This window comes from Prosthecobacter fusiformis, assembly GCF_004364345.1.
GTDB classification, from domain to species: Bacteria; Verrucomicrobiota; Verrucomicrobiia; order Verrucomicrobiales; family Verrucomicrobiaceae; genus Prosthecobacter; species Prosthecobacter fusiformis.
In genome coordinates, this window is record NZ_SOCA01000005.1 from 99,898 (window position 1) to 120,636 (window position 20,739).

The 20,739-nt window shown below is 54.1% G+C and carries 15 protein-coding genes; 13 read left to right on the top strand and 2 right to left on the bottom strand.

The annotated features are described in order from the left end of the window. The first annotated feature begins 23 nt into the window (after positions 1 to 23). The 4 genes from EI77_RS14385 (at position 24) to EI77_RS14400 (ending at position 5,286) form a co-directional block, all read left to right on the top strand. The gene (locus EI77_RS14385; RefSeq protein WP_133795987.1) at positions 24 to 1,364 is read left to right on the top strand and encodes a phosphatase PAP2/dual specificity phosphatase family protein; all 1,341 of its coding nucleotides are present in this window, start codon (positions 24 to 26) and stop codon (positions 1,362 to 1,364) included. Between the two features lie 650 nt (positions 1,365 to 2,014). Further along, the gene (locus EI77_RS23385; RefSeq protein WP_166647266.1) at positions 2,015 to 3,148 is read left to right on the top strand and encodes an alginate O-acetyltransferase AlgX-related protein; all 1,134 of its coding nucleotides are present in this window, start codon (positions 2,015 to 2,017) and stop codon (positions 3,146 to 3,148) included. Positions 3,149 to 3,243: 95 nt separating this feature from the next. Then, positions 3,244 to 4,191: a prolipoprotein diacylglyceryl transferase gene (lgt, locus tag EI77_RS14395; protein WP_133795989.1), complete on the top strand. Its 948-nt coding sequence runs from the start codon at positions 3,244 to 3,246 to the stop codon at positions 4,189 to 4,191. 57 nt (positions 4,192 to 4,248) lie between these two features. After that, on the top strand, positions 4,249 to 5,286 hold the full coding sequence (locus tag EI77_RS14400) for a hypothetical protein (protein ID WP_133795990.1): 1,038 nt from the start codon (positions 4,249 to 4,251) through the stop codon (positions 5,284 to 5,286). On the opposite strand, the gene EI77_RS14405 is transcribed toward EI77_RS14400, so the two are convergent. Then, positions 5,287 to 7,806, bottom strand: a complete 2,520-nt coding sequence (locus EI77_RS14405; protein ID WP_166647267.1) for a tetratricopeptide repeat protein — start codon at positions 7,804 to 7,806, stop codon at positions 5,287 to 5,289. 64 nt (positions 7,807 to 7,870) lie between these two features. Here EI77_RS14405 and EI77_RS23390 point away from each other — a divergent pair, with 64 nt between their 5' ends. Beyond that, positions 7,871 to 8,422, top strand: coding sequence for a hypothetical protein (locus tag EI77_RS23390; RefSeq protein ID WP_166647268.1), 552 nt, complete (start codon positions 7,871 to 7,873; stop codon positions 8,420 to 8,422). A gap of 30 nt (positions 8,423 to 8,452) precedes the next feature. On the opposite strand, the gene glgX is transcribed toward EI77_RS23390, so the two are convergent. Further along, the gene (glgX, locus tag EI77_RS14415; RefSeq protein WP_243838863.1) at positions 8,453 to 10,552 is read right to left on the bottom strand and encodes a glycogen debranching protein GlgX; all 2,100 of its coding nucleotides are present in this window, start codon (positions 10,550 to 10,552) and stop codon (positions 8,453 to 8,455) included. 205 nt (positions 10,553 to 10,757) lie between these two features. On the opposite strand from glgX, the gene kaiC reads away from it, so the two are divergent. The 8 genes from kaiC to EI77_RS14455 all read left to right on the top strand — a co-directional run bounded on the left by kaiC (position 10,758) and on the right by EI77_RS14455 (position 20,711). After that, positions 10,758 to 12,488: a circadian clock protein KaiC gene (kaiC, locus tag EI77_RS14420; protein WP_133795994.1), complete on the top strand. Its 1,731-nt coding sequence runs from the start codon at positions 10,758 to 10,760 to the stop codon at positions 12,486 to 12,488. Between the two features lie 184 nt (positions 12,489 to 12,672). Then, a complete protein-coding gene (locus tag EI77_RS24100) occupies positions 12,673 to 12,951 on the top strand; it encodes a circadian clock KaiB family protein (protein WP_345778278.1) in 279 nt (92 codons plus the stop codon). 75 nt (positions 12,952 to 13,026) lie between these two features. After that, a complete protein-coding gene (locus EI77_RS14430) occupies positions 13,027 to 13,458 on the top strand; it encodes a circadian clock KaiB family protein (protein WP_133795996.1) in 432 nt (143 codons plus the stop codon). A 23-nt stretch (positions 13,459 to 13,481) separates the two neighbouring features. Then, positions 13,482 to 15,233 carry an ATP-binding protein gene (locus EI77_RS14435; protein WP_133795997.1) on the top strand — a complete coding sequence of 584 codons (1,752 nt, stop codon included), beginning with the start codon at positions 13,482 to 13,484 and terminating at the stop codon, positions 15,231 to 15,233. Between the two features lie 73 nt (positions 15,234 to 15,306). Further along, complete coding sequence (locus EI77_RS14440) at positions 15,307 to 15,900, top strand: biliverdin-producing heme oxygenase (protein WP_133795998.1); 594 nt, start codon at positions 15,307 to 15,309, stop codon at positions 15,898 to 15,900. Further along, positions 15,893 to 18,142, top strand: coding sequence for an ATP-binding protein (locus tag EI77_RS14445; protein WP_133795999.1), 2,250 nt, complete (start codon positions 15,893 to 15,895; stop codon positions 18,140 to 18,142). The genes EI77_RS14440 and EI77_RS14445 overlap by 8 nt, the downstream gene beginning before the upstream one ends. Further along, entirely contained in the window at positions 18,135 to 18,635 is a 501-nt protein-coding gene (locus EI77_RS14450; RefSeq protein ID WP_133796000.1) for a response regulator, read from the top strand. Before EI77_RS14445 ends, EI77_RS14450 begins: the two co-directional genes overlap by 8 nt. A gap of 27 nt (positions 18,636 to 18,662) precedes the next feature. Next, entirely contained in the window at positions 18,663 to 20,711 is a 2,049-nt protein-coding gene (locus EI77_RS14455) for a hybrid sensor histidine kinase/response regulator (protein ID WP_133796001.1), read from the top strand. Positions 20,712 to 20,739 lie beyond the last annotated feature (28 nt).

Consider the following 20,739-nt stretch of genomic DNA (forward strand, 5'->3'; position numbering starts at 1 on the left):
ACAAACGGGTACCGTAGCCTTCCATGCCACTGAAGACAACCAACCGGGCAGTTTCCCAGCGACCTTCCTTTTTCCAGGCCGCACTGGTCAGTGCCTGGACGAGTTTGGTTTTCCTGGTGATTTACAATGGCAGCAATTGGATCACCGGTCTGCGCCCGGATGTGCAGACGGCTGCGTTTGCCTGGGAGCGGATGTTTCCTGTGGTGGAATGGATGATCATTCCCTACTGGTCACTGGATGCGTTCTTCGTCGTCGCTCCATTTTTATGCTCGGATAAAAATGAACTCACGGTCCTACGGAAGAGGCTGGTATGGACAAATTTGATCGCGGCTGCGTGCTTTCTCATTATCCCGCTGGAGTTGGCTTGGGCGCGGCCCAAGATCACGGAGGGAATGTTTGCTTCCTGGTTTGGGGCGATCCAGGCGATGGATGCGCCGCACAATCTCTTCCCCAGCCTTCACATTGTGCTGCGGACAATCATGGCGGTGCATTACGCGCGGCATTCGAGCGGTGTATGGAGGACAGTCTTGCACCTCTGGTTCAGCTTGATTGGGGTGTCCACATTGCTAACTTGGCAGCATCATCTGGTGGATGTATTGGGTGGATTTTTGTTAGCCGCTGTGATTTTCCATGTCATCCCGGATGTGCAGGGTGGCAAAGCGGGAGGAAACAAACGTATCGGATTTTATTATCTGGCCTGCACCGTGTTGCTGCTGTTTGCATGCAGATTGAACATGCCTTGGACACTGGTGCTTTCGTGGCCTGCGGCGGCGCTGGGAACTGTTTCTGCGGCGTATTTCGGTGCAGGGGCCGCAGTCTTGGGTAAAAAGGGTGGGCGGCTGCCTGCGATGACACGTTGGTTGCTGGCTCCATGGCTGCTAGGACAGGAAATTTCTTGGTGGTGGTATCGGCGGCAGTCAGCGGAGTGGGACGCATTGACTCCGCGAGTCTGGATGGGGTCCATCCCGGACCATGAATCCGCGTATGCCTTGCTCAAAGCGGGGGTGACGGATGTGCTGGACATGACGGCAGAATTTGAGGCGCCCATGGCTTTTCGGAGGCTGGAAGGTTATAAGAATCTGGCGGTGGCCGACCTGACTGCGCCGACACAAGAACAATTGCAGATGGCCGCGGCATTTATTGATCGTGGGCGGATGAACGGGATTGTTTTTGTGCATTGCAAAGCTGGATATTCCCGCACCGCAGCGGCTGTGGGAGCCTGGCTTTTGCAAAGCGGCGGAACCACGGAGGCCGCACTGCGTCAGATGAAAGAGGTGCGTCCGGGAATGATCATTCGACCGGAGGTGGTGAAGGCTCTGAGAGAGCTGGAATCTTCAATGATGGCCCCTGGGCGTGCTTCCTGATTGAAGTTGAATTCAGGCCCTGTTAGAGCATGGGGACTGCGTGCATGTACGGCCCTATTGAAATTATCCCTCTTCTGCTCCTGCTAATGGTGGCAGGCCGTCCTGCCATCCTCCCGCAAAAAGCGGAAAGATATGATGTGGGAGGAGCATTGATGCTGGCGGGTTTTGGACTGGGGAAGATCATGCTTCTGGCGTTTCCCGTGTATGAAGTACACCGCCTGTGTGTACAGGCATCTCTGGAAGCGCAAACTGGCTGGTCCGCTTTTATCGCGATGTTATCGTTCACGCTGCTGCCTTTTCTTGGACTCGCAGGGTTGTCGGACTTGATCGGATGTTTGATGAAGCTTTTCAAAAGAGAGATCCCTCCGCTGGTGCGTGATCCGTTTTGGACAGTTGGCCCTACGGACTTCTGGTGTCGATGGAGCGGAGTGGACTCATTGGCTGAACGTAGCTGGAAATTTGCGTTCAAGGGATGTGCTACAGTGGCCCTGGTCATGTGGCAGGGGCTGACTGAGGGGATGGTTTGCTGGGTGGTAATTCATGGGTTGATGATCTTGATGAATTGTTTGTTAGGTGAGCGCTTGCGGTGGGTGAAGAGCGTGCCGCGTTGGATGAAGGGTATTTTGACGGTTTTGGTGTTTATGCTTAGCATGCCATTGATTTACACAGGCAGTTTTGCTGGTGCCCTTCATGAGTGGAGTCAGATTTTCAATCCGCCGAAGGAAGATGTTTACTCTTTGTTCCTGGACCGGCGTCTGACCACGTCCCGAACGTGCTGGCTGCTGTGGGCTGCTGTGCTGACGGTAGCCGCACTGCCAGGCTACTCATGGTGGTTGGCGCAGGGCAGAAGGCTGCGCTTGCTGACCAGAGGAAGTGGATCACTGTTGCTCATCATGATCGTGACTTATGTCATCGCGTCCAGGCTGCCAGGTCTCGGGCAGCGCATGAGCCAGGAAGTGAGCTTGTGGCTGAACGCTGATGGCTACCATGGAGTGAGCATTGGCGATGATGGCTGGCTTTTTCGGACCCAGGAGCTGGACCGCCTGACGCAGCGGCGTGATGTCCCAGGCCTAACCGATGAAGTGATTCGGCTTAAAAATTCGCTGAAAGAGGGCGATGTGCATTTGATGCTGCTCACAGTGCCGGACAAGCTGATGCTGTATCCCGAACCGATCCTGCCTGCCAAGTATTGGGCGCCGGTTCTTCCGCCTGGTTATCACTCAGCGCTGGAAAGACTTCGTTCAGCGGGAGTGGATGTGCTGGATTTTACTGACAAACTTTGGGATGAGCGTCGCCGTCAGCCGCTCTATTTTAAACAGGATTCTCATTGGAGAGCTGAGGCCATGAAGGAACTGGCCGTGCAGGTTTCCCGGCATATTCGGAAGACTTATCCAAAAGCAGTGAATGACCAGACGCCGCTGGTGGATGCGGAGTTTATTGAGCGTCAGGATCTGGGGGACTTGGCTTCGGCCCTGACCTCATCGGAGCCTGAGAATCATTGGTCAGCGGAGTCCACACAAATGGTCGGCCTGCGGGGATTGCATGGAAGTATAAAATCATCGGTGCTGGTTATTGGGGGCGATTTGGTGAATGTGTTTGATGATCCAAATTTGAGTTTTGGACCAGGGGCACCCACGGATGCTCCAGCCTCGTTTCCGATCCAATTAGGTTCCCTTTTAGGGCATGGTCTGGATGTGATTGATGAATCACAGACATCAGAATTGACCAGCCGCAGTGTTGGGAAAAAGCTGGTGGTCTGGGTAGTGCGGGCAGGGGACCTGTAAATAATTTTCCAGGCACCAAGCCCTGGCCAGCCGCATACTTTCACGGTGTGCCGCTTGCCAGCCGTCCATTTTGAAACGAAAGGCTGAATGTCCGCATGACTGACCAACTCGCCTATTACCTGCACGACCTGAGCCCCCACGTCATCCGTTTTACGGACAGCTTTGCCATCCATTGGTACGGGCTGGCGTATGTACTGGGCTTTTATCTGACCTACCGCGTGATGCTTTACCTGGCACGTAAAGGCCTGTCCGAGATCAAACCTGAACAGGTGGCAGATTTCATCACGATGGTCGCCCTCTTTGGGGTGGTGCTAGGGGGGCGGCTCGGATACATGCTGCTGTATGATTGGGATCACTTTGTGGAAGCTCCCTGGAGTCTGTTCCTGTTAAATCAGGGGGGAATGGCCAGTCACGGAGGCATTGCGGGGGTAGCCTTGTTTCTTTTGTGGTATGCACGCAAACACAAGATCTCGTGGACGGGGCTTGGGGATACCATTGTCTGCGGAGCGCCGCTGGGGGTCTTTTGCGGACGCATTGCCAACTTCATCAATGGCGAGCTTTTCGGTCGAGTCACGACGGTGCCCTGGGCGATGAAATTCCCCACAGAGCTGCTGCATGAAGACTTTGTTAAACAGGGAGGGGTTCTGCCTTCTCTGCCACCGGGCATGCAGCACAGTCCAGACATTATCGCTTTTTTTCAAACACAGCCAGAAGGCGTGGCGGGACTGGAGGCGATGCTGCATCCGCGTCATCCGTCTCAGCTCTATGAGGCACTGGGTGAAGGGCTTTTCCTTTCCGCCATTCTGCTAGCAGTTCGCCTGCGTTACCCGCGTCTGCCTCATGGCATCCTGACGGGGCTGTTTTTCATTCTCTATGCGGTGGCACGCATCAGCCTGGAGTTTGTCCGCCAGCCGGATTCTGGCTCTGAAATGATCATGGGGTTGACGCGGGGACAGTTCTTTTCCGTCTTCATGATTGTGATTGGTGCGGCCTTCATCGCCTTTGGCTGTGTGTGGGGACGGGTAAAAAGAACTCCGGTTTAAACTGCATTTTCATGCCCGGCCTGGACTGAGGCCTGCGTCATCTATCCTGCATCCTTTATGTCTTCCGACGTCCAGATCACCAAGCGCAAAGAGTTCCTTCCTGTCACCGATGAACTGGAGACGTATCTGGATGAGTTTGGCAGGCATTACTCGCTTCCTGCTTCTTATAACGATCTACTGGGCTTCACTGAAAGCTATCCCCTGGATGATAAAAACGGTAATCCCACCCACTGGGCCACCGTGCTTTATCCGCGTGAGGTCCAAGATGAGCTGTATCCACGCCTGACGAGCATCTATTCGCTGCTGCGCACCGGTGACCTTCACGCCGTGCCGCATCTATTTGTTGAGCGTGTGGACTATTGCGCCTTCGGGAATTCGAGGCCTTTTCGCGTCCGGGTGGTCAACCAGTATAACGACAACTACGATCACTTTTACGTCAAGACCGCCGATGCCTCGCGCGTATATGGGCTGGAGCTGGAGCACCTGCTTTCACCGAACCGCATCAATTATTTGGCGCAACGAAACACCCTGGTGGAGGAGCACATTGCCGGAGTGCCAGGGGATGTGTTTATCCGCGATCATCTGGACCGCCCGGATGTGAACAAGGTGCGTATCGCCAAAGAGTTTGTGAAGTTCAGCGAGCGTTGTTTCCTGCGCTTGCTGGGAGATATGCGCAGCTACAACTACGTCATTGATATCACGCCAGACTTTGAGGACGTGCAGTACCGTGTGCGTGCGATCGACTTTGACCAGCAGAGCTATGAGGGACGGCGGAGCATCTACCTGCCGCAGTTTTTTAAAGAGAACAATCCCGTGGTCTGGTTGTGTGGCAAGCTGCTGAACCTGCCGACGATGAACCAGTATCAGGATGAGGAACGCAGCCTCATTGCCCGCCGCTACATCAGTGAACATCAGCGAATCACAGCCCTGATACAGATCATGAAAAACAATCCGCGGGAGCCTGCGGACAAGGTGGCGCAACTGGCCCGTGAACTAGGTGAATACCACAACACAGATGCCTTCGATCTGTGCGACAGCATGGGTGCTGTGGTGGAAAAGAATCTCGAAGTCACCCTCGGACGGCATTTGGTCTAACTATACCTCTGCACCCCAGGGAATGTCCCAGCCGGGACCTTCTTTACGGGGCTTTTGCTGTGCGGGCTGTTTGTCATCGGCTTCCTGGAGGATGGTATCCGCAGGCAGTGGACGGGCTTCAGGATCTGAGACTGGCTGACGCGGTGGCACCGGGACGGCTTGCATGAGCAAAGCCTGCCTCCGCATGCTGGCCTCGCGTAAGGGAATGAAGTCTGGTGCCAGGTTCAGGGGTGGACGTGAAATGCTCGTGAGATAGGAGCGCTCCTGGTCCAGCGCATAAGCCCATTTTTCAAGTCCTGCATAGACCTGGGCGGTGACTTTGGTAAATTCAATCTGGCTTGTGCGGTCGAGTTCCGCTTCACCAGCCAATGCTTCATCGAGGAGTTTACCCGCCTCCTCAGGTTGCTTGGTGCTGCCTTCCATACCGATGATGAGAAACTCTGCAAGCCGTGCTTTATCCAAAGCATTGCCCAGGTGAGCTGCGCGGCGCAGCCAGGCCTCGGCCCTTCTTGAGTCAGCAGGCACAGGGCTGCCTGTCTGATAAAGATCTGCCAGCCTGCGGATAGCGGGCAGGTAGGGGGCCTGGGCGGAGCTGAGCAGGTATTCCGCTGCGGCATGCGGATCCTTTTCACATCCCTGGCCCTGGAGCAACTGCACGGCCAAAATGAACTGTGCCTTTTCGTGTCCCTGGCGGCTGGCGCGGGTGGCCCAGAAGAAGCTGTCCCGAGCATCTGCTTGCACATGCTTGCCCAGGGCATGCAGGCTGGCCAGGCGGAACTGCGACTCAGGATATCCATGGCCAGCAGCTTGGAGCAGGAGCTTTACCGCTGTCGTCGTATCGGAGGCTGTTCCTCGGGATTCGAGCAATTTCACTGCGAGCAGGTCCTGTGCCCCCAGATGATCATGAATGACGGCGCGACGCAGGAGCATGGTGGCAGTCCAAGGGTTCTGTGCCACGCCGATGCCATACTCCAGACAGCGTGCCGCTTGGAAAAGTCCCTCGGCATCACCGGCCATGCCAGCTTCATGAAAGCAGGCAAAGGCCTTGGCATCATCTTTTTCCACAATGTGTCCATAAGAGTGCAGCCAACCGAGCGACCTGATGGAGGGTGGGTAGCCGTTGGAAGCCAGACGCCGCAGGATATTGAGGCCTGCTTCATGGGCTTCTTTATCGGTGAGGATGTAAATCATACGAATGGCCATTTCTTGCGCGGCTTGGGAGTCTCCCTTATTGGCACGTTCGATGAGGTCGTTGCTCTCCTGCCGGTAACCGTAAAGCTGCATTGCCTCGGCAGGAATGAGAGTGGGAAGAGTGACCGTTGCCTCACCATCTTCATCATAGATGAGGGGCTCTTGCCCTGTCCAGGTGGGCTGCTCTAATGGGGGCGGAATGGAGATGCCTTGCATGGGCAGGGGATCTTCCAGCAAGGTGGGCACGGGCTGGAGCCAACGGCGCAAATAGGGACTGCCCTCATGAATGATTTCACCTGCAAGGGGCTTTCCTCCCGGCTTGGCAGCTAAATGGGCTGGGGACCAGGACTGTTTGTTTAGCCATGCTTTTTCACAGTTGGTTAGGCTGGGCAAATCGATCAGGTCACCTGGTGGCTGGGCGGCATCCAGGGCGTGACGAGCACGCCTGATATACAGCTGGGCATTTTCCGCCTCACCGCTGGCTTGCCACGCCAATGCCAGGGCAAACAAAATGTCTGGATGCGATTGAGCCTCCATAAAGGCTTCCGCCTCCCGGGCCAGGATCAAGGCCTCCTCGGGCTGGCGTTTCTTCTTGTTGGGATGATGGGCCAGCAGCATGGAGAGAGCTGCCATGTATTTGGGTTCTCCACTGTAGCAGGCATGGCGAAGCCATAGCTCAGCTTTGTCCGCATCCGCTTTCAAGCGACCCCCTTTTAAATAAAGATGGCCCAGATGATAAGCCGCTTCAAAGCTGCCTGTCAGCACGGCCTGGAGGTAAGCCTCAGCGGCCTGCATGTCATCCTGCTCATATCCCAGCCCTGACTGAAGCCAGTTTCCACGCAAGTTCATGGCTGGAGCATATTTGGCCTTTACGGCTTTTTCGAGCCATTGGATGGCCTGATCCCTGGCACTGGGTACGTCAGGATTCATGAGCAAAATTGCCAGGGTAGTCTGACAAGTCGCATCACCGAGCTCAGCGGCCTTGCTGAGGCAGCCAGTGACGAAAAAACGCCTTGCTCCTGCGGGTGTATTATAATAAATGCGGGCCAGGGTCCGGCAGGCAGGCAAATACGTCTGAGCGGCAGCAAGGTCCATCCAGGGCATGGCTTCAGCATCGTTGGCCTGGCCCCAGGTACCGAGAGATATATTCATGGCCAGCCAGTATTGCGCTTCGGCATCTCCGCGTTGAGCACGGCTGCGCAGGTCCTTTTCATCGCTGAAAGCGGGAGGTGGTACGGGTGTTGAGGGAGACTGTGGGAATGCAGCACTGATGGCGATCAGGAGAAAAAATCCCGTCGTGCAAAAAAGCCGGATGAAGCGAGATGGCATCAAAGGTTTCCTTTCTTGATCTTTTGGCTTTCCGTCGTGCGGGCAATTTGAGTAAAGTTTCCCCATGAACGATTCAACATGGCATCTCATTAAAGCTTCGGACAAGCAAGAATATGGCCCCATCAATGGAGAAACCTTACTGGGATGGGCCAGTGAAGCAAAAATTTCGCCCATGGACAAGTTGTCCAACGATGGACGCCAGACCTGGCAGCGCGCGCCCATGATCCGTGAATTGCAGATGGACTGGCTGATCCAGATGCCTGACCAGTATCTATACGGTCCAACGAATGTGGCCACCATTCAAGAATTCCTGGCCACGGGTCAGGTGGATGGGAATGTGGTGTTGATTAATTGCGTGGATGCCACGGAGTCCCGCCTTTCGGACCAACCGTTCTTTGGTTTCAGTCCACAGCATACGCGCAGTGCCGAGACCACTCTCATCGGTTCCCAGTGGCCAGATCTTCAGCGTGGGGCCAGTGATCCCCATGTTCAGCAACGCATCATACAGCTTGAGAAAAACATCATCGAGTATCAGCACTCCATGGATGAATGGGAACAGCGGTACAACAGCCTGCGCCAGCAGTTTATCGAGGCGACTGGACGCGAGCCGAAGTAATGGTAAAGCAAGCGATGGAGTGGCCGAAGGTCACTCCGCCCGCTTAGAGATGAAGACGGCCAATGAGCGCGCAGGCATGGCGAAATGAAGCGTTTTGCGTGTGCGTTTAGGCATCTTCAGCGATCCAGTGGCAAGGCGCAGGTGCCAGGGCTCTGCATCAGCAGCGGGCATCTTGAACTCCACATCTTCATAGTGTGAATTGGAGAGAACGAAGACCGTATCGCTCATGCGCGGCTGACCCGTTCGCCCCATTTCTTTCAGCGCACTGCCCGGCAGCCACATGCCGAAGCAGCGTGTGAAGCCAGCATCCCAATCATGGTCTTCCATTTCACGGCCTTCGGGATTCCACCAAATGACGTCTTTCGGTATGTCCTCGCCTGCCTCAAGGCCGGTGAGGAAGTTTTTGCGTGAAAGAACGGGCTGCTCCTGGCGCAGAGCGATGAGCTCGCGGGTAAATTCCAGCATGTGCTGGGGTGTCCCTGCAAAGTCCCAGGAGAGCCAGCTAATGTCATTATCCTGGCAGTAGGCATTGTTGTTACCCTGCTGGGTATGCCAGCGTTCATCCCCAGCCAGCAGCATGGGCACTCCCTGGGAGAGGAGCAGGGTGGCGAGCATGTTTTTGGCCTGGCGCTCGCGGAGGGAGATGATGCCAGCATCATCGGTCTCGCCTTCATGGCCACAGTTCCAGCTTTCGTTATCATTGGCACCGTCCCGGCTTTCTTCCTGATTGGCCTCGTTGTGCTTCTCATTGTAGCTGACGAGATCCCGCAGTCCGAAGCCGTCGTGGGCGGTGATGAAATTGACACTGGCATGGGGGCCACGGCCGCTGTGATTATAGAGATCGGCGCTACCGCTGAGGCGCTTGGACAGCTCATTGGCGCGGTCATTGCCTTTCCAGCAACGGCGCACTTCGTCCCGGTAACGTCCATTCCATTCCGCCCAGCCTGTGGGGAAGTTCCCCACCTGATATCCGCCCATGCCGATGTCCCAAGGTTCAGCGATGAGCTTGACCGTGGAGAGGACTGGGTCCTGGCCGATGGCATCGAAAAATGAGCTCAGTTTGTTCCATCCATAAAGCTCACGCGCCAGGGCACTGGCCAAGTCAAAACGGAAGCCGTCCACATGCATTTCCGTGACCCAATAACGCAGGCTGTCCATCAGGAGTCGCAGCCCTGCGGGATGCTGCATACTCAGCGTATTGCCGCAGCCGGTGAAGTCTTCGTAGTACCTTGGATGCTCCTGGGAGAGGCGATAGTAAGAAGCATTGTCCACACCACGGAAGGACAGGGTAGGGCCTCGCTCGCTGCTTTCAGCAGTGTGGTTATAAACAACGTCCAGGATGACTTCGATGCCTTCCTGATGCAGCCGCTTCACCATGCCTTTAAATTCCCGCATGGCATCATGAGGATCCGTCACGGAGGCATAGGAGGGTTCAAAGGCGAAGAAGGACAGTGTGTTGTAGCCCCAGTAATTGGTTAGGCCGCGCTCCAGCAAAAATGAATCGTCCAGATGATGATGGACGGGAAGCAACTCCACGGCAGTCACACCCAGATTTTTGAGGTAGTCCATAGCCTCGTTTGAGGCCAGCCCGGCATAGGTTCCACGAAGGTGTTCCGGCAGGCTGTTCAGCTTTTTAGTGAAGCCCTTGGTGTGTACCTCATAGATGACTGTGCGGTGCCAGGGGGTTTGAGGATGTGTATCTCCATCCCAGTTGAAGTCGGGGTCCATCACCATGCCTAGCGGCGCGATGGCTGAGGAATCCCGGTCGTCGAAACTGAGGTCCAAAGATTCACTGTCCAATTCATAGCCGAACAGTTCCGGCTTCCATTCCTTTAAAGGGCGGCCGATAGCCCTCGCATAGGGATCCAGGAGGAGTTTGTTAGGATTAAAACGATGGCCATTTTCTGGCTCATAAGGGCCATGCACGCGGTAGCCGTAGAGCTGACCGGGGCCGATCCCTGAAATGAAGCCATGCCAGACGTGGTTCGTGCGCTCAGTAAGTTCAATGCGGGTTTCATTGCCACCTTCGGCAGCGTCAAAAAGACAAACCTCGACTTTGTCTGCGTTTTGGGAAAAGATAGAAAAATTCACCCCGTCCTTTTCGACAGTGGCACCGAGGGGATATGGCACGCCGTGCCCCGTGAGCTGTATATTAATCATCGCCCAACTTCGAATTTGGCAGGGCAGTTGGATGGGTGAAATGGATAATTAATTTTCAGCAGCCAAGCTTGCGCAAGCTCGTGGCGGGCAATAATAGCATGCTATTCCTGGCTGGCCTTTAAGAGCTACTTCAATGTTTTGCCGAGATTCTAACCTGATTTATAATTTTCTTCTCATGGCCAAATCTAAAGTCAAACCTCTTCCTCTGCTCGAAAAAGCACCCACTGGTATCACTGGGTTTGATCAGATCACCGGCGGCGGGGTTCCGAAGGGCCGACCAACGCTGATTTGCGGTTCCGCTGGCTGCGGTAAATCTTTGATGGCGACAGAATTTCTGATTCGTGGTGCGACTGAGTTTGGAGAACCTGGAGTGCTAATGACCTTTGAGGAGACAGCGGATGACATCCGCAAAAACGTGGCCTCTCTTGGTTTTGATATTGATGACCTGGTGGCCAGCAAGAAGCTGATCATCGATCATGTGCATGTGGAGCGCAGCGAGATCGAAGAGAATGGAGAATACGATCTTGAGGGACTCTTTATCCGCCTGGGTTATGCGATTGATAGCATCGGTGCCAAACGGGTGATGCTGGACACCATTGAAACGCTTTTTTCTGGGCTGAGCAACCAGGGTATCTTGCGGGCAGAACTGCGGCGGCTTTTTGGCTGGCTAAAGGAACGCGGTATGACCACCCTGATTACCGGAGAACGTGGCGACGGCTCATTGACCCGCCAGGGGCTGGAGGAATATGTATCCGACTGTGTGGTGCTTTTGGATCACCGTGTCTATGGACAGATTTCGACCCGCCGTCTGCGTGTGGTGAAGTATCGTGGGTCCACTCACGGCACGAATGAATACCCGTTCCTGATTGATGAACAGGGCATTTCGGTGCTGCCGATCACCTCTAGCGGCATGGATTATGAAGTGTCCAATGAACGCGTGGGCACAGGCGTCAGCGAACTGGATGAGATGCTGGACGGGCAGGGCTATTATCGCGGCAGCACCATTCTGCTCAGTGGCACGGCGGGCACCGGAAAGAGCAGCATGTGCGCACACTTGGCCTATGAAACATGTCGGCGCGGTGAACGCTGCATGTATTTTTCCTTTGAAGAATCTCCCTCGCAGATTCAGCGGAACATGAAGACCATTGGCATTGATCTGGCTCCTTATGTGCGCAAAGGCTTGCTGCAGTTTCATTCATCCCGACCGACCTTGCAGGGACTGGAGATGCATCTGGTGAGCATGCACAAAATGATCGAGAATTTTGGTCCTGCGACAGTGATCGTGGATCCCGTTTCCAATCTAAGCACAGCAGGCACCCTGGACGATTCAACCGCGATGCTGGCAAGGTTGATCGAGTATCTGAGAAAGAAGGAAATCACCGCTTTCTTATCATCGCTGACCAGCGGCGGAAGGTCACTGGAACAGACGGATGAGGGACTCAGTTCCATCGTGGACACATGGCTGCTGCTAAGGGATGTGGAACTGGGCGGTGAGCGCAACCGACTGATGTATGTGCTGAAATCACGCGGCATGGCCCATTCTAACCAAGTGCGTGAATTTGTGATCACCTCTAAAGGTATCAAGCTGGTGCCGGTTTATCTGGGGACTGAAGGTGTGCTGACAGGCTCAGCACGCGTGGCCCAGGAAACCAAGAACATGAAAGAGCAAATGGCCGCTGAAGAAGAGCTGGACCGTAAACGTCTGGCGCTGGATCATCGACGCAAGGCTCTGGAAGCACAAATCGTCTCACTCCAGGCAGAAATTGCCTCTGAAGAGGAAGAATATAGCCGGGAGGCATCCAACAAGAAACAGAGAGACGAAAAAATTAGGGAGGACCGCAACCTGATGCTAACGAGCCGCCGTTCTGACTACAAGAAGACCCCGAAGCAAACGAGCAAGGCCTAACCCCAAGCACCCAGAAGCCATGAAAGCACCTGCCCCTGGTAAAGCCTCCTCTAAACCCGCAGCAAAGACGGTTAAAAAGACTGTGGCAGCGAAAAAAAAGCCAGCAGTCAAAGCTGCCAAAAAAACCACCGCAAAAAAAGGGGTCTCCAAGAGCGGTAAATCAGCAGCTCCCGAAACCCCTGATGTGTGGAATCTGCGTCTGTATGTGGCGGGTCAGACTCCCCGCTCCTTGACTGCCTTCTCCAACTTGAAAAGGTTGTGTGAGGAACATTTGGCGGGCCGTTACGACATTGAAGTGGTGGACCTGATGAAAAACCCACACCTTGCGCAGAGTGATCAAATCGTCGCTCTGCCCACCCTGGTGCGCAAATTACCTGAGCCAATCAAAAGAGTCATTGGAGATTTGTCGAATGTGGAAAAGGTAATGGTGGGCATTGATCTGGAACTCATTGCTAAAAAATAAGATCAGATTTTTCACTCCTTCCGAACTGATCGTTGTCCGCTCTAACCCAGGCTCCCCCCAACCGGCATTACCCCCATGGCAAAAAAGACTTCCCAGGTACGTGGAGGAACCAAGGCTTCACCCGCCAAGGCCGCTAAGAAAAAGGCAGAGGGTATCCCAGTGGAACCGCTTTCTAGCACAGCAGATTTTGAAGCTTTGCTGAAGGGCAATTTGGACAGCTCGCAACGGTATGTGCTTAAATTATACGTCACAGGGACAACCACACGAGCTGCGCAGGCAGTGGCTAACATTCATGCTATGTGTGATGAACATCTCGCAGGCCGGTATGACCTGGAGGTGATCGACATCTATCAGCAGCCAGACGCGGCGGCAGACGAACAAATTATTGCTGCTCCGACACTGGTAAAACAGGAACCTGCCCCCTCGCGCAGGGTAGTGGGTAACTTTTCGGATAAGGAGAAGATTCTAATCAGCCTTAACATCGATCTTGCTGACAAAGCCTCATGACAAGAGGACGAATTCGTTAAATTATGAGCAAAAAAGCCTCCAGTGCGCATTCACCTGCCTCCAGAAAATCCTCCGGGACCAAATCTGGTGGTAATGGCGCGCGCACCGGAACCCAAGTAAGCAAGAAGGCGGAAGCAAAGCCGCGCGTTTGGATTGATAAAAGCGACTTTGAGAGGATTCACGATCATTTGCGTGAAGCGCAAGAAACGCTGGATGCTATCCGCAATGGCGATGTGGATGCCGTCGTGGTCAGTGGCAGTCATGGCAGCCAGGTTTACAGTTTGAGCGGTGCCGAGCAGCCTTACCGCATTTATGTCGAGCAGATGCAGGAAGGCGCGGTCACCGTGGATCAGAGCGGTCTCATTTTGTATTGCAACCAACGGTTTGCGGATATGACTGGTCTGCCGCTAGAGCGGGTGATCAGTTCACAGATCCTCCAGTATGTTCCAAAATCGACGTGGAAGAATTTAGATCATGTCTTTAAAGGTGAAGAAGCAGCCAAACATGAGTGCCTGCTACAGCATTTGGATGGTGGCTCCCGTCCGGTCCTCCTCACTGGCAGTCCACTGCCAATGGAAGATCAGCATGTGATGTGTCTGGTGGTAACTGATTTGACCGAACAAAAAGAGCGTGAGGAACTGCGCCAGGGCAAAGAAGGAGCAGAGAAGGCCAACCTGGCCAAAGATGCATTTTTGGCCGCACTGAGTCACGAGTTACGTACTCCGCTGACGCCAGCCCTGATGGCCACCATGGCTCTGGAGAATGATGAGAGCCTGCCCGAATCCGTCCGCGCCAGCCTCGGAATGATTCGCCGTAACGTGGAACTTGAGGCCCGTCTTATTGATGATCTTCTGGATCTGACCCGCATCGCACGCGGCAAGTTGGAACTGCATTTAAGGGCGGTGGATGTGCATGTGATCATCCAGCGTGCGCATGAAATTTGCGAGACGGATATCCATACAAAAAAGCAAACTTTTGAGCTTCAACTTAACGCGGCAAAACATTTGGCCATGGCGGATCCTGTGCGCCTTCAACAGGCTCTTTGGAATGTGATCCGCAATGCGGTCAAGTTCACGCCCGAAGGTGGCATCATCACGGTTAAGACAGGCAATCGAGGTAAAAAAATTTGGATTGAAGTCACCGACAGCGGAATCGGCTTCGCTCAAAAGATTTTACCTGGCATGTTCAAGCCGTTTGAGCAGGGAGGGCGTGACATCACACGTCGCTTTGGAGGTTTAGGACTGGGGCTCGCTATCAGTAGTTCCATCATGGAATCGCATGATGGGACGATTATTGGCGACAGTCCCGGGGCAGACAAAGGTGCGACATTTACTTTAGAACTGCCCCTGGGATCATTGTCCAGTCCAGTTAATGCGGGGCCAGTGGAGTTTGAGAAAGATCTGAGTCATTCGGGGCTGCGCATTCTGTTAGTTGAGGATCACAAGGACACTCGTGCGAGCATGGAGTTGCTGCTGCGCCGTGCAGGGCATGTTGTAACGGCAGCCGACTGTGCGGCAATGGCTTTGGAAATAGCCGAGGCGCATACCTTTGACCTTGTGATCAGCGATTTGGGACTGCCGGACCTCAGCGGTATGGAGTTGATGTCTCAACTGCGGGACCAGCATGGTCTGCGTGGCATTGCCGTTAGCGGTTATGGCATGGAGGAAGATATCCTGCGAAGCAAAGATGCAGGCTTTGTCTATCATCTCACGAAACCTATCCAGATGGAGACTCTCCGGCGTCTCATCCGCCAGTTTGCGGCCAGTGGAGGATAAATGTTTTCTGGAGGTGGAATGCGGTGGCACCTTCACATTTCTTTTCAACGGCCGCCCAATCATGTATAGTTAGATGCCTCTCCTCACATCACTCAAAAACCACACTGCTACAGCCCATGCAGCGTTGGAGGAGCAGTTGGATATCCAGCGACATTTTCAGTCAGAAGAGTTGTATAGACGCTTGCTGGAGAGTTTCTATAGCCTGTATGCACCGCTGGAAGAACGGCTGGCGGAGCTGATCGATTGGAACCAAAAAAACTGGGATTTTGAGATACGGCGGAAAACTCCGTGGTTGGAGAATGATCTGTCAAATTTGGGCATGACAGGAAACGATGTGGCAGCGCTATCGCTGAGCAATGGACTTCCAGAAATCAAGAATTTAGGAGCTGCCGTTGGATGCTTGTATGTCCTTGAAGGCTCAACACTTGGGGGCCAGATGATCACCAAGCTATTGCAACGAAGCCTCCCGCTGACCGCAGAAAAGGCAGGTGCCTTTTTCGCTGGTTATCGGGAACAGACTGGCCTGCGCTGGCGCGAATTTGGAATGTGGGCAGAAGCCCTGGCCCGGGATGATCCTGGGATGGAGGCAAGTGCTGTGAATGCGGCGAAAGATACCTTCGACAGTTTTGCCCTCCGGTTTAAAAACTTAAATTTTACGAATGTCTGAGCAAACTGACCTAACCAATTGTGATCGTGAGCCTATCCATATTCCGGGCTCAGTTCAGCCTCATGCCACGCTTCTTGTTTTGCAGGAACCGTCACTGTCCATCATGCAAGCCAGCGCCAATGCACCTGAGCGCCTGGGAATGTCCATGGAGGAACTGTTGAAAATGAGTCTGGCAGATCTGCTCCCGGCAGCAGATCTGGAGCACCTGGAAAAGCAGATTCTTTCAAAACAGCTAGAGGCCTCCCCGCACTACCTGCCGCCGTTGGCGATTGGAAAATTAGGGCAGTCGTTTGAGGTGCTGGTTCACCGTCACCAAGGCGTATTGATAATGGAGATGGAACTTTGGGAAGATCAAAACTCCATGGTCCAAGAGGAAGTCTATACTTCTCTGAAGCACACGCTCAACCAGCTCCAGGGAACAACCTCGGTGGTGGAATTCTGCCAGCGCGCGGCGGAGCATGTAAGCAAGTTCACCGGCTTTGACCGAATCATGGTTTATCGCTTTGCCGATGATGCCTCAGGTCATGTCATTGCGGAAGCCCGGCGGGCCGATCTGGAGTCTTACCTGGGCCTGCACTATCCAGCTTCAGACATTCCGAAGCAGGCCCGAAAGCTTTTTGTTAGGTCGCAGCTCAGGTTGAATCCGGATGTGAGATACAAGCCTGTACCACTGGTGCCAGAGATGCGTCCGGATACCGCCGGACCACTGGACATGAGTTACTGCGTCAGCCGATCCATGTCACCGATCCATGCGGAATACCTGCAAAACATGGGGGTGACGGCATCCATGTCCATTTCCATTGTGATTGGTGATGAGCTTTGGGGCTTGTTTGCATGTCATCATTATTCTCCACGCTATGTCTCACACACAACGCGGATGGCCTGTGAATTCCTCGCTCACATGCTTTCTCTCCAGGTGAGCAGCAAGGAGAGCGATGAGCAGCATGAATATAAAACAAAATTGCTGCATGAACATCGCTTGTTGGCGGATGCAATGTCCATGCATTCTGATTTCAGCCAGGTGTTGATTCAGAGTCCAGGCAAAACCTTCGCGGGTATAGAGGCAGGCGGTTCGGCTCTCATTTACAACGACGAAGTCCATCTCCGTGGAAACACTCCCGAAGCAGCGGCGGTTCACCAACTGGCGGCTAAATTAGCGCAAGAGACGGAACCTTCTGTTTGGTCCACTGATCATCTGGGCAGTGTAGTTAAAGGGCTGAAGATTGATTCTTCAATGGCCAGCGGATTGCTGGCGGCCCGTCTTTCCAAGCAGCATCCTGCTTATCTCATGTGGTTCCGCCCCGAAGAGACCCAGACCATGAAGTGGGCTGGAGATCCGACCAAGCCAGTGGAAACGGGACCCCACGGCGACCGCCTGACGCCGCGCAAATCCTTTGAACTATGGCAGCAGGAAGTGCGTGGCAAATCGGTTCCCTGGTTGGCTTGTGAAATCGAGGCGGCGCGCCTGTTGCGCCAGACAATCCTCGAATCTGAAGTTCGTCGGGCAGAGCAATTGACCCGGCTGAACATCGAGCTGGATGAACGAAACCGGCAGTTGGATTCCTTTGCCTATGTGGCCTCTCATGATCTCAAGGAGCCACTCCGGGGCATCAATAACTATTCCAATTTCCTGATGGAAGACTATGCCGGACAGCTCGACGACCAGGGGATGGCTTATCTGCGCACCATGATGCGCCTGACAGAGCGGATGGAAACATTGCTGGATTCACTGCTTTATTATTCACGGCTGTCCCGTGCGGAAATCCGGGCACAAAAAGTGAATCTCATGTTAGTCGTGGAAGATGCATTGGAAATGCTTATTGCCAGGAGGGAGGAAACCGGCGCAAAAATTGTCCTCGCGGAAAACTTTCCTCCAGTGGACGGGGATGCGGATCGGCTCAGTGAGGTGTTTTCCAATCTGATCAGTAATGCCATCAAGTACAACGACAAAAAGCCGCCGGAAATCACGCTGGGCTGGCTGCCTTCAGAGGATAGCTCGGCGCCAGTTTTTTATGTGCGAGACAACGGTATCGGCATCGCCAAAGAACACCAGCAACTGGTTTTCCAAATCTTTAAAAGACTCCATGCCCGCGAGCAGTATGGTGGCGGTGTTGGGGCCGGTCTGACCATTGTGCGTAAAATCATCGAACGTCACGGTGGACGGATCTGGCTCGAATCCCGGCCGGGACAAGGCACGACCTTTTATTTCACCCTCCAACCGGACTCTCCAAACCATGACTGAAATCATCAATCCTTCCTTCCTGGTGGTCGAGGACAGTGATGAAGATTATGCAGCCCTGGAGCGCATATTAAAGCGTGCCAAAGCCGATGTACCTATCCGGTTGCAACGCTGCACCAGCGCAGAGCAGGTTTTGGACATGCTGAAAGCGCCCGTGTTGCCGAACAGGCCACTGCCGCCTTTGCCGGCGGTCATCGTGCTGGACCTGAATCTTCCTGGAGTGAATGGAAAATCTGTGCTGCTGGCAGTGCGTCAGCATCCGCGTTTGAAACGTACCCCGGTTGTGATTTTCTCCACTTCCAGCAGTCCTCAGGACATCGCATGGTGCTATGAACATGGAGCCAATTCCTACCATGTGAAGCAGACTGATTATTCGGCCTTCAAACGGGCTGTTGAGCTGTTGGTGGATTACTGGGTGGAGGCGGTACGCCTGCCGCTGCCGCCAGCCCCGGAATGCCTGTTGGAAAAACCGGACGAAGCCGATCCAAGACTCTGAAACAGACCTAACAAAACCTGAGTTCTCATGGCACCGGCATCGCCCCTCCAAGTCTTGATCGTGGATGATTCCATGACGGATTGCGTCATCTTCCGGCGTCATTTGTCGAAGGGAGTGCAGAGGCCTTATGAAATCAGTGAGGTGGCCACAGCGGCGGAGGCGATGAAACGTCTGGAGCAGTTGCAGCCAGATTGTGTTTTGATGGATTTCAATCTGCCTGATAGCGATGGCGTGAGTCTGGTGAAAAAGCTGGTGGCGACTTACGGTCAGAATGCTTTCGGCATCGTCATGCTGACCTCCAGCCAGGATGTGGAATTGGCGGTCGAGGCGATGCAAAGTGGAGCTCATGATTTCCTGCCTAAAAATTCAGCCAGTGCCATTGTGCTGCGGCGTGCAGTGGAGAATGCGGCTGAAAAAGCGGCCATCCAGCGCCAGCTTGAATCTCAGCGCCAGGCCATGGCTCTTCAAAATGAGGAGCTGGAGCGACATATCCACCGTCTGGAAAGGGAGGCTGCGGAGCGCCAACTGGCGGAATCCAGATTACGCCAGAGTGAGCAGCAACTCCGCGTCGTCACAGACCATGCGGCTGTCCTGCTGGCGCTCTGTGACCAAGAATGCACGTATAAGTTTGTGAACCGCCCTTATGCCCAGCGGTTTGGCATGGAGCCGGAGCAGGTAATCGGTAAGAAACTTGTCGAAGTCTTGGGCACAGACGCCTATGAAGCTATCCTTCCTCATCTGCAAAATGTCCTGGCTGGCGACCGTGTGGAGTTTGAGATCGAGATCCCTTATGAGACACTGGGTCGCCGCTGGATGAATGTGGTCTATGTGCCGGAAAGAGCGCTGGATGGAACGGTGCAGGGCTTAATCGGGGTGATGTCAGATACCACCGCCCGCAAGCTGGCGGAATTTGAGCTTGAGCATGCACGGGATGAGGCCCTGGCAGCCTCCCGTGCCAAAGACGACTTTTTGGCCGCGCTTTCGCATGAGCTGCGCACGCCTTTAAATCCCATCCTGCTTTTATCTAGCGATGCGGCCAGTGATCCCAGCATCCCCGTACCGATCCGGGCCATTTTTGAAACGATCCGCAAAAATGTGGATCTAGAGGCACGCCTCATTGATGACCTGCTGAACATCACCCGCATCAGTCGTGGCAAGATGGCCTTGGATAAACTGCCTGTGGACGTACATGTGGTTTTACGGGATGCTTTTGATAATGTGGCGGCAGAGATCGTGGCCAAGCACCTGTCTTTGAGAGTGAATTTAAACGCCCATGCCCATACGGTGATGGGCGATGATGTCAGGCTGCAGCAGGTGTTTTGGAACGTCCTTAAAAATGCAGTTAAATTCACTCCTGAAGGTGGGGCTATCATCGTCACCACACAGACGCTGCTCACGGAGGATGTTGTAGAGATCAGAATTGAAGACACGGGTATAGGAATGTCTGCGCCGGAACTGGAGCGCATCTTTGATGCCTTTGCCCAGGGAGATCACGCGGGGGTGGGTGGTTCTCACCGCTTTGGGGGGCTGGGACTCGGCCTCGCCATCAGCCAGATGCTGGTGAAAAGCCATGCGGGGAGCATTTTAGCAGAGAGTACCGGACCTGGGGAAGGCGCAGCTTTTGTCATCAAACTGCCGCTGGTGCCAGATATTTGCCTGCAATTGCAGCCGGCGACTCCGGCTGAAAGCATCCGTGCGAAAAATGACAAGCCTGTGGAAATCCTGCTCGTAGAGGATCACGAGGCTACGCGGACTGCATTGGCACAGTTGCTCCAACGCCGCCGTTATCTTGTCAGCACAGCATCATGTGTGGATGAAGCAAGGCTATTGGCCCGCGAGAAGCACTTTGACCTTTTGATTTCAGACATCGGCCTTCCAGATGGCAATGGCTATGACCTCATGGTGGAACTGGCCCAGCAGTATGGCCTCAAGGGTATAGCACTGACCGGATACGGTATGGAAAAGGACCTGGATCGCAGTTCAGCGGCTGGTTTTGTGACCCATCTCACCAAGCCTATTCACATGAATTCTTTAGAAGGAGCCATCCAAATGGCCCTAGCGCATCTTGCAAAATGACTGCACGCAGAAACGCGTTGAGATTCGA

Coding starts and splice junctions, on each gene's coding strand:
- EI77_RS14385 (WP_133795987.1), top strand. CDS start 24: ATGCCACTGAAGACAACCAACCGGGCAGTTTCCCAGCGACCTTCCTTT.
- EI77_RS23385 (WP_166647266.1), top strand. CDS start 2,015: ATGCCATTGATTTACACAGGCAGTTTTGCTGGTGCCCTTCATGAGTGG.
- lgt (WP_133795989.1), top strand. CDS start 3,244: ATGACTGACCAACTCGCCTATTACCTGCACGACCTGAGCCCCCACGTC.
- EI77_RS14400 (WP_133795990.1), top strand. CDS start 4,249: ATGTCTTCCGACGTCCAGATCACCAAGCGCAAAGAGTTCCTTCCTGTC.
- EI77_RS14405 (WP_166647267.1), bottom strand. CDS start 7,806: ATGCCATCTCGCTTCATCCGGCTTTTTTGCACGACGGGATTTTTTCTC.
- EI77_RS23390 (WP_166647268.1), top strand. CDS start 7,871: ATGAACGATTCAACATGGCATCTCATTAAAGCTTCGGACAAGCAAGAA.
- kaiC (WP_133795994.1), top strand. CDS start 10,758: ATGGCCAAATCTAAAGTCAAACCTCTTCCTCTGCTCGAAAAAGCACCC.
- EI77_RS14430 (WP_133795996.1), top strand. CDS start 13,027: ATGGCAAAAAAGACTTCCCAGGTACGTGGAGGAACCAAGGCTTCACCC.
- EI77_RS14435 (WP_133795997.1), top strand. CDS start 13,482: ATGAGCAAAAAAGCCTCCAGTGCGCATTCACCTGCCTCCAGAAAATCC.
- EI77_RS14440 (WP_133795998.1), top strand. CDS start 15,307: ATGCCTCTCCTCACATCACTCAAAAACCACACTGCTACAGCCCATGCA.
- EI77_RS14445 (WP_133795999.1), top strand. CDS start 15,893: ATGTCTGAGCAAACTGACCTAACCAATTGTGATCGTGAGCCTATCCAT.
- EI77_RS14450 (WP_133796000.1), top strand. CDS start 18,135: ATGACTGAAATCATCAATCCTTCCTTCCTGGTGGTCGAGGACAGTGAT.
- EI77_RS14455 (WP_133796001.1), top strand. CDS start 18,663: ATGGCACCGGCATCGCCCCTCCAAGTCTTGATCGTGGATGATTCCATG.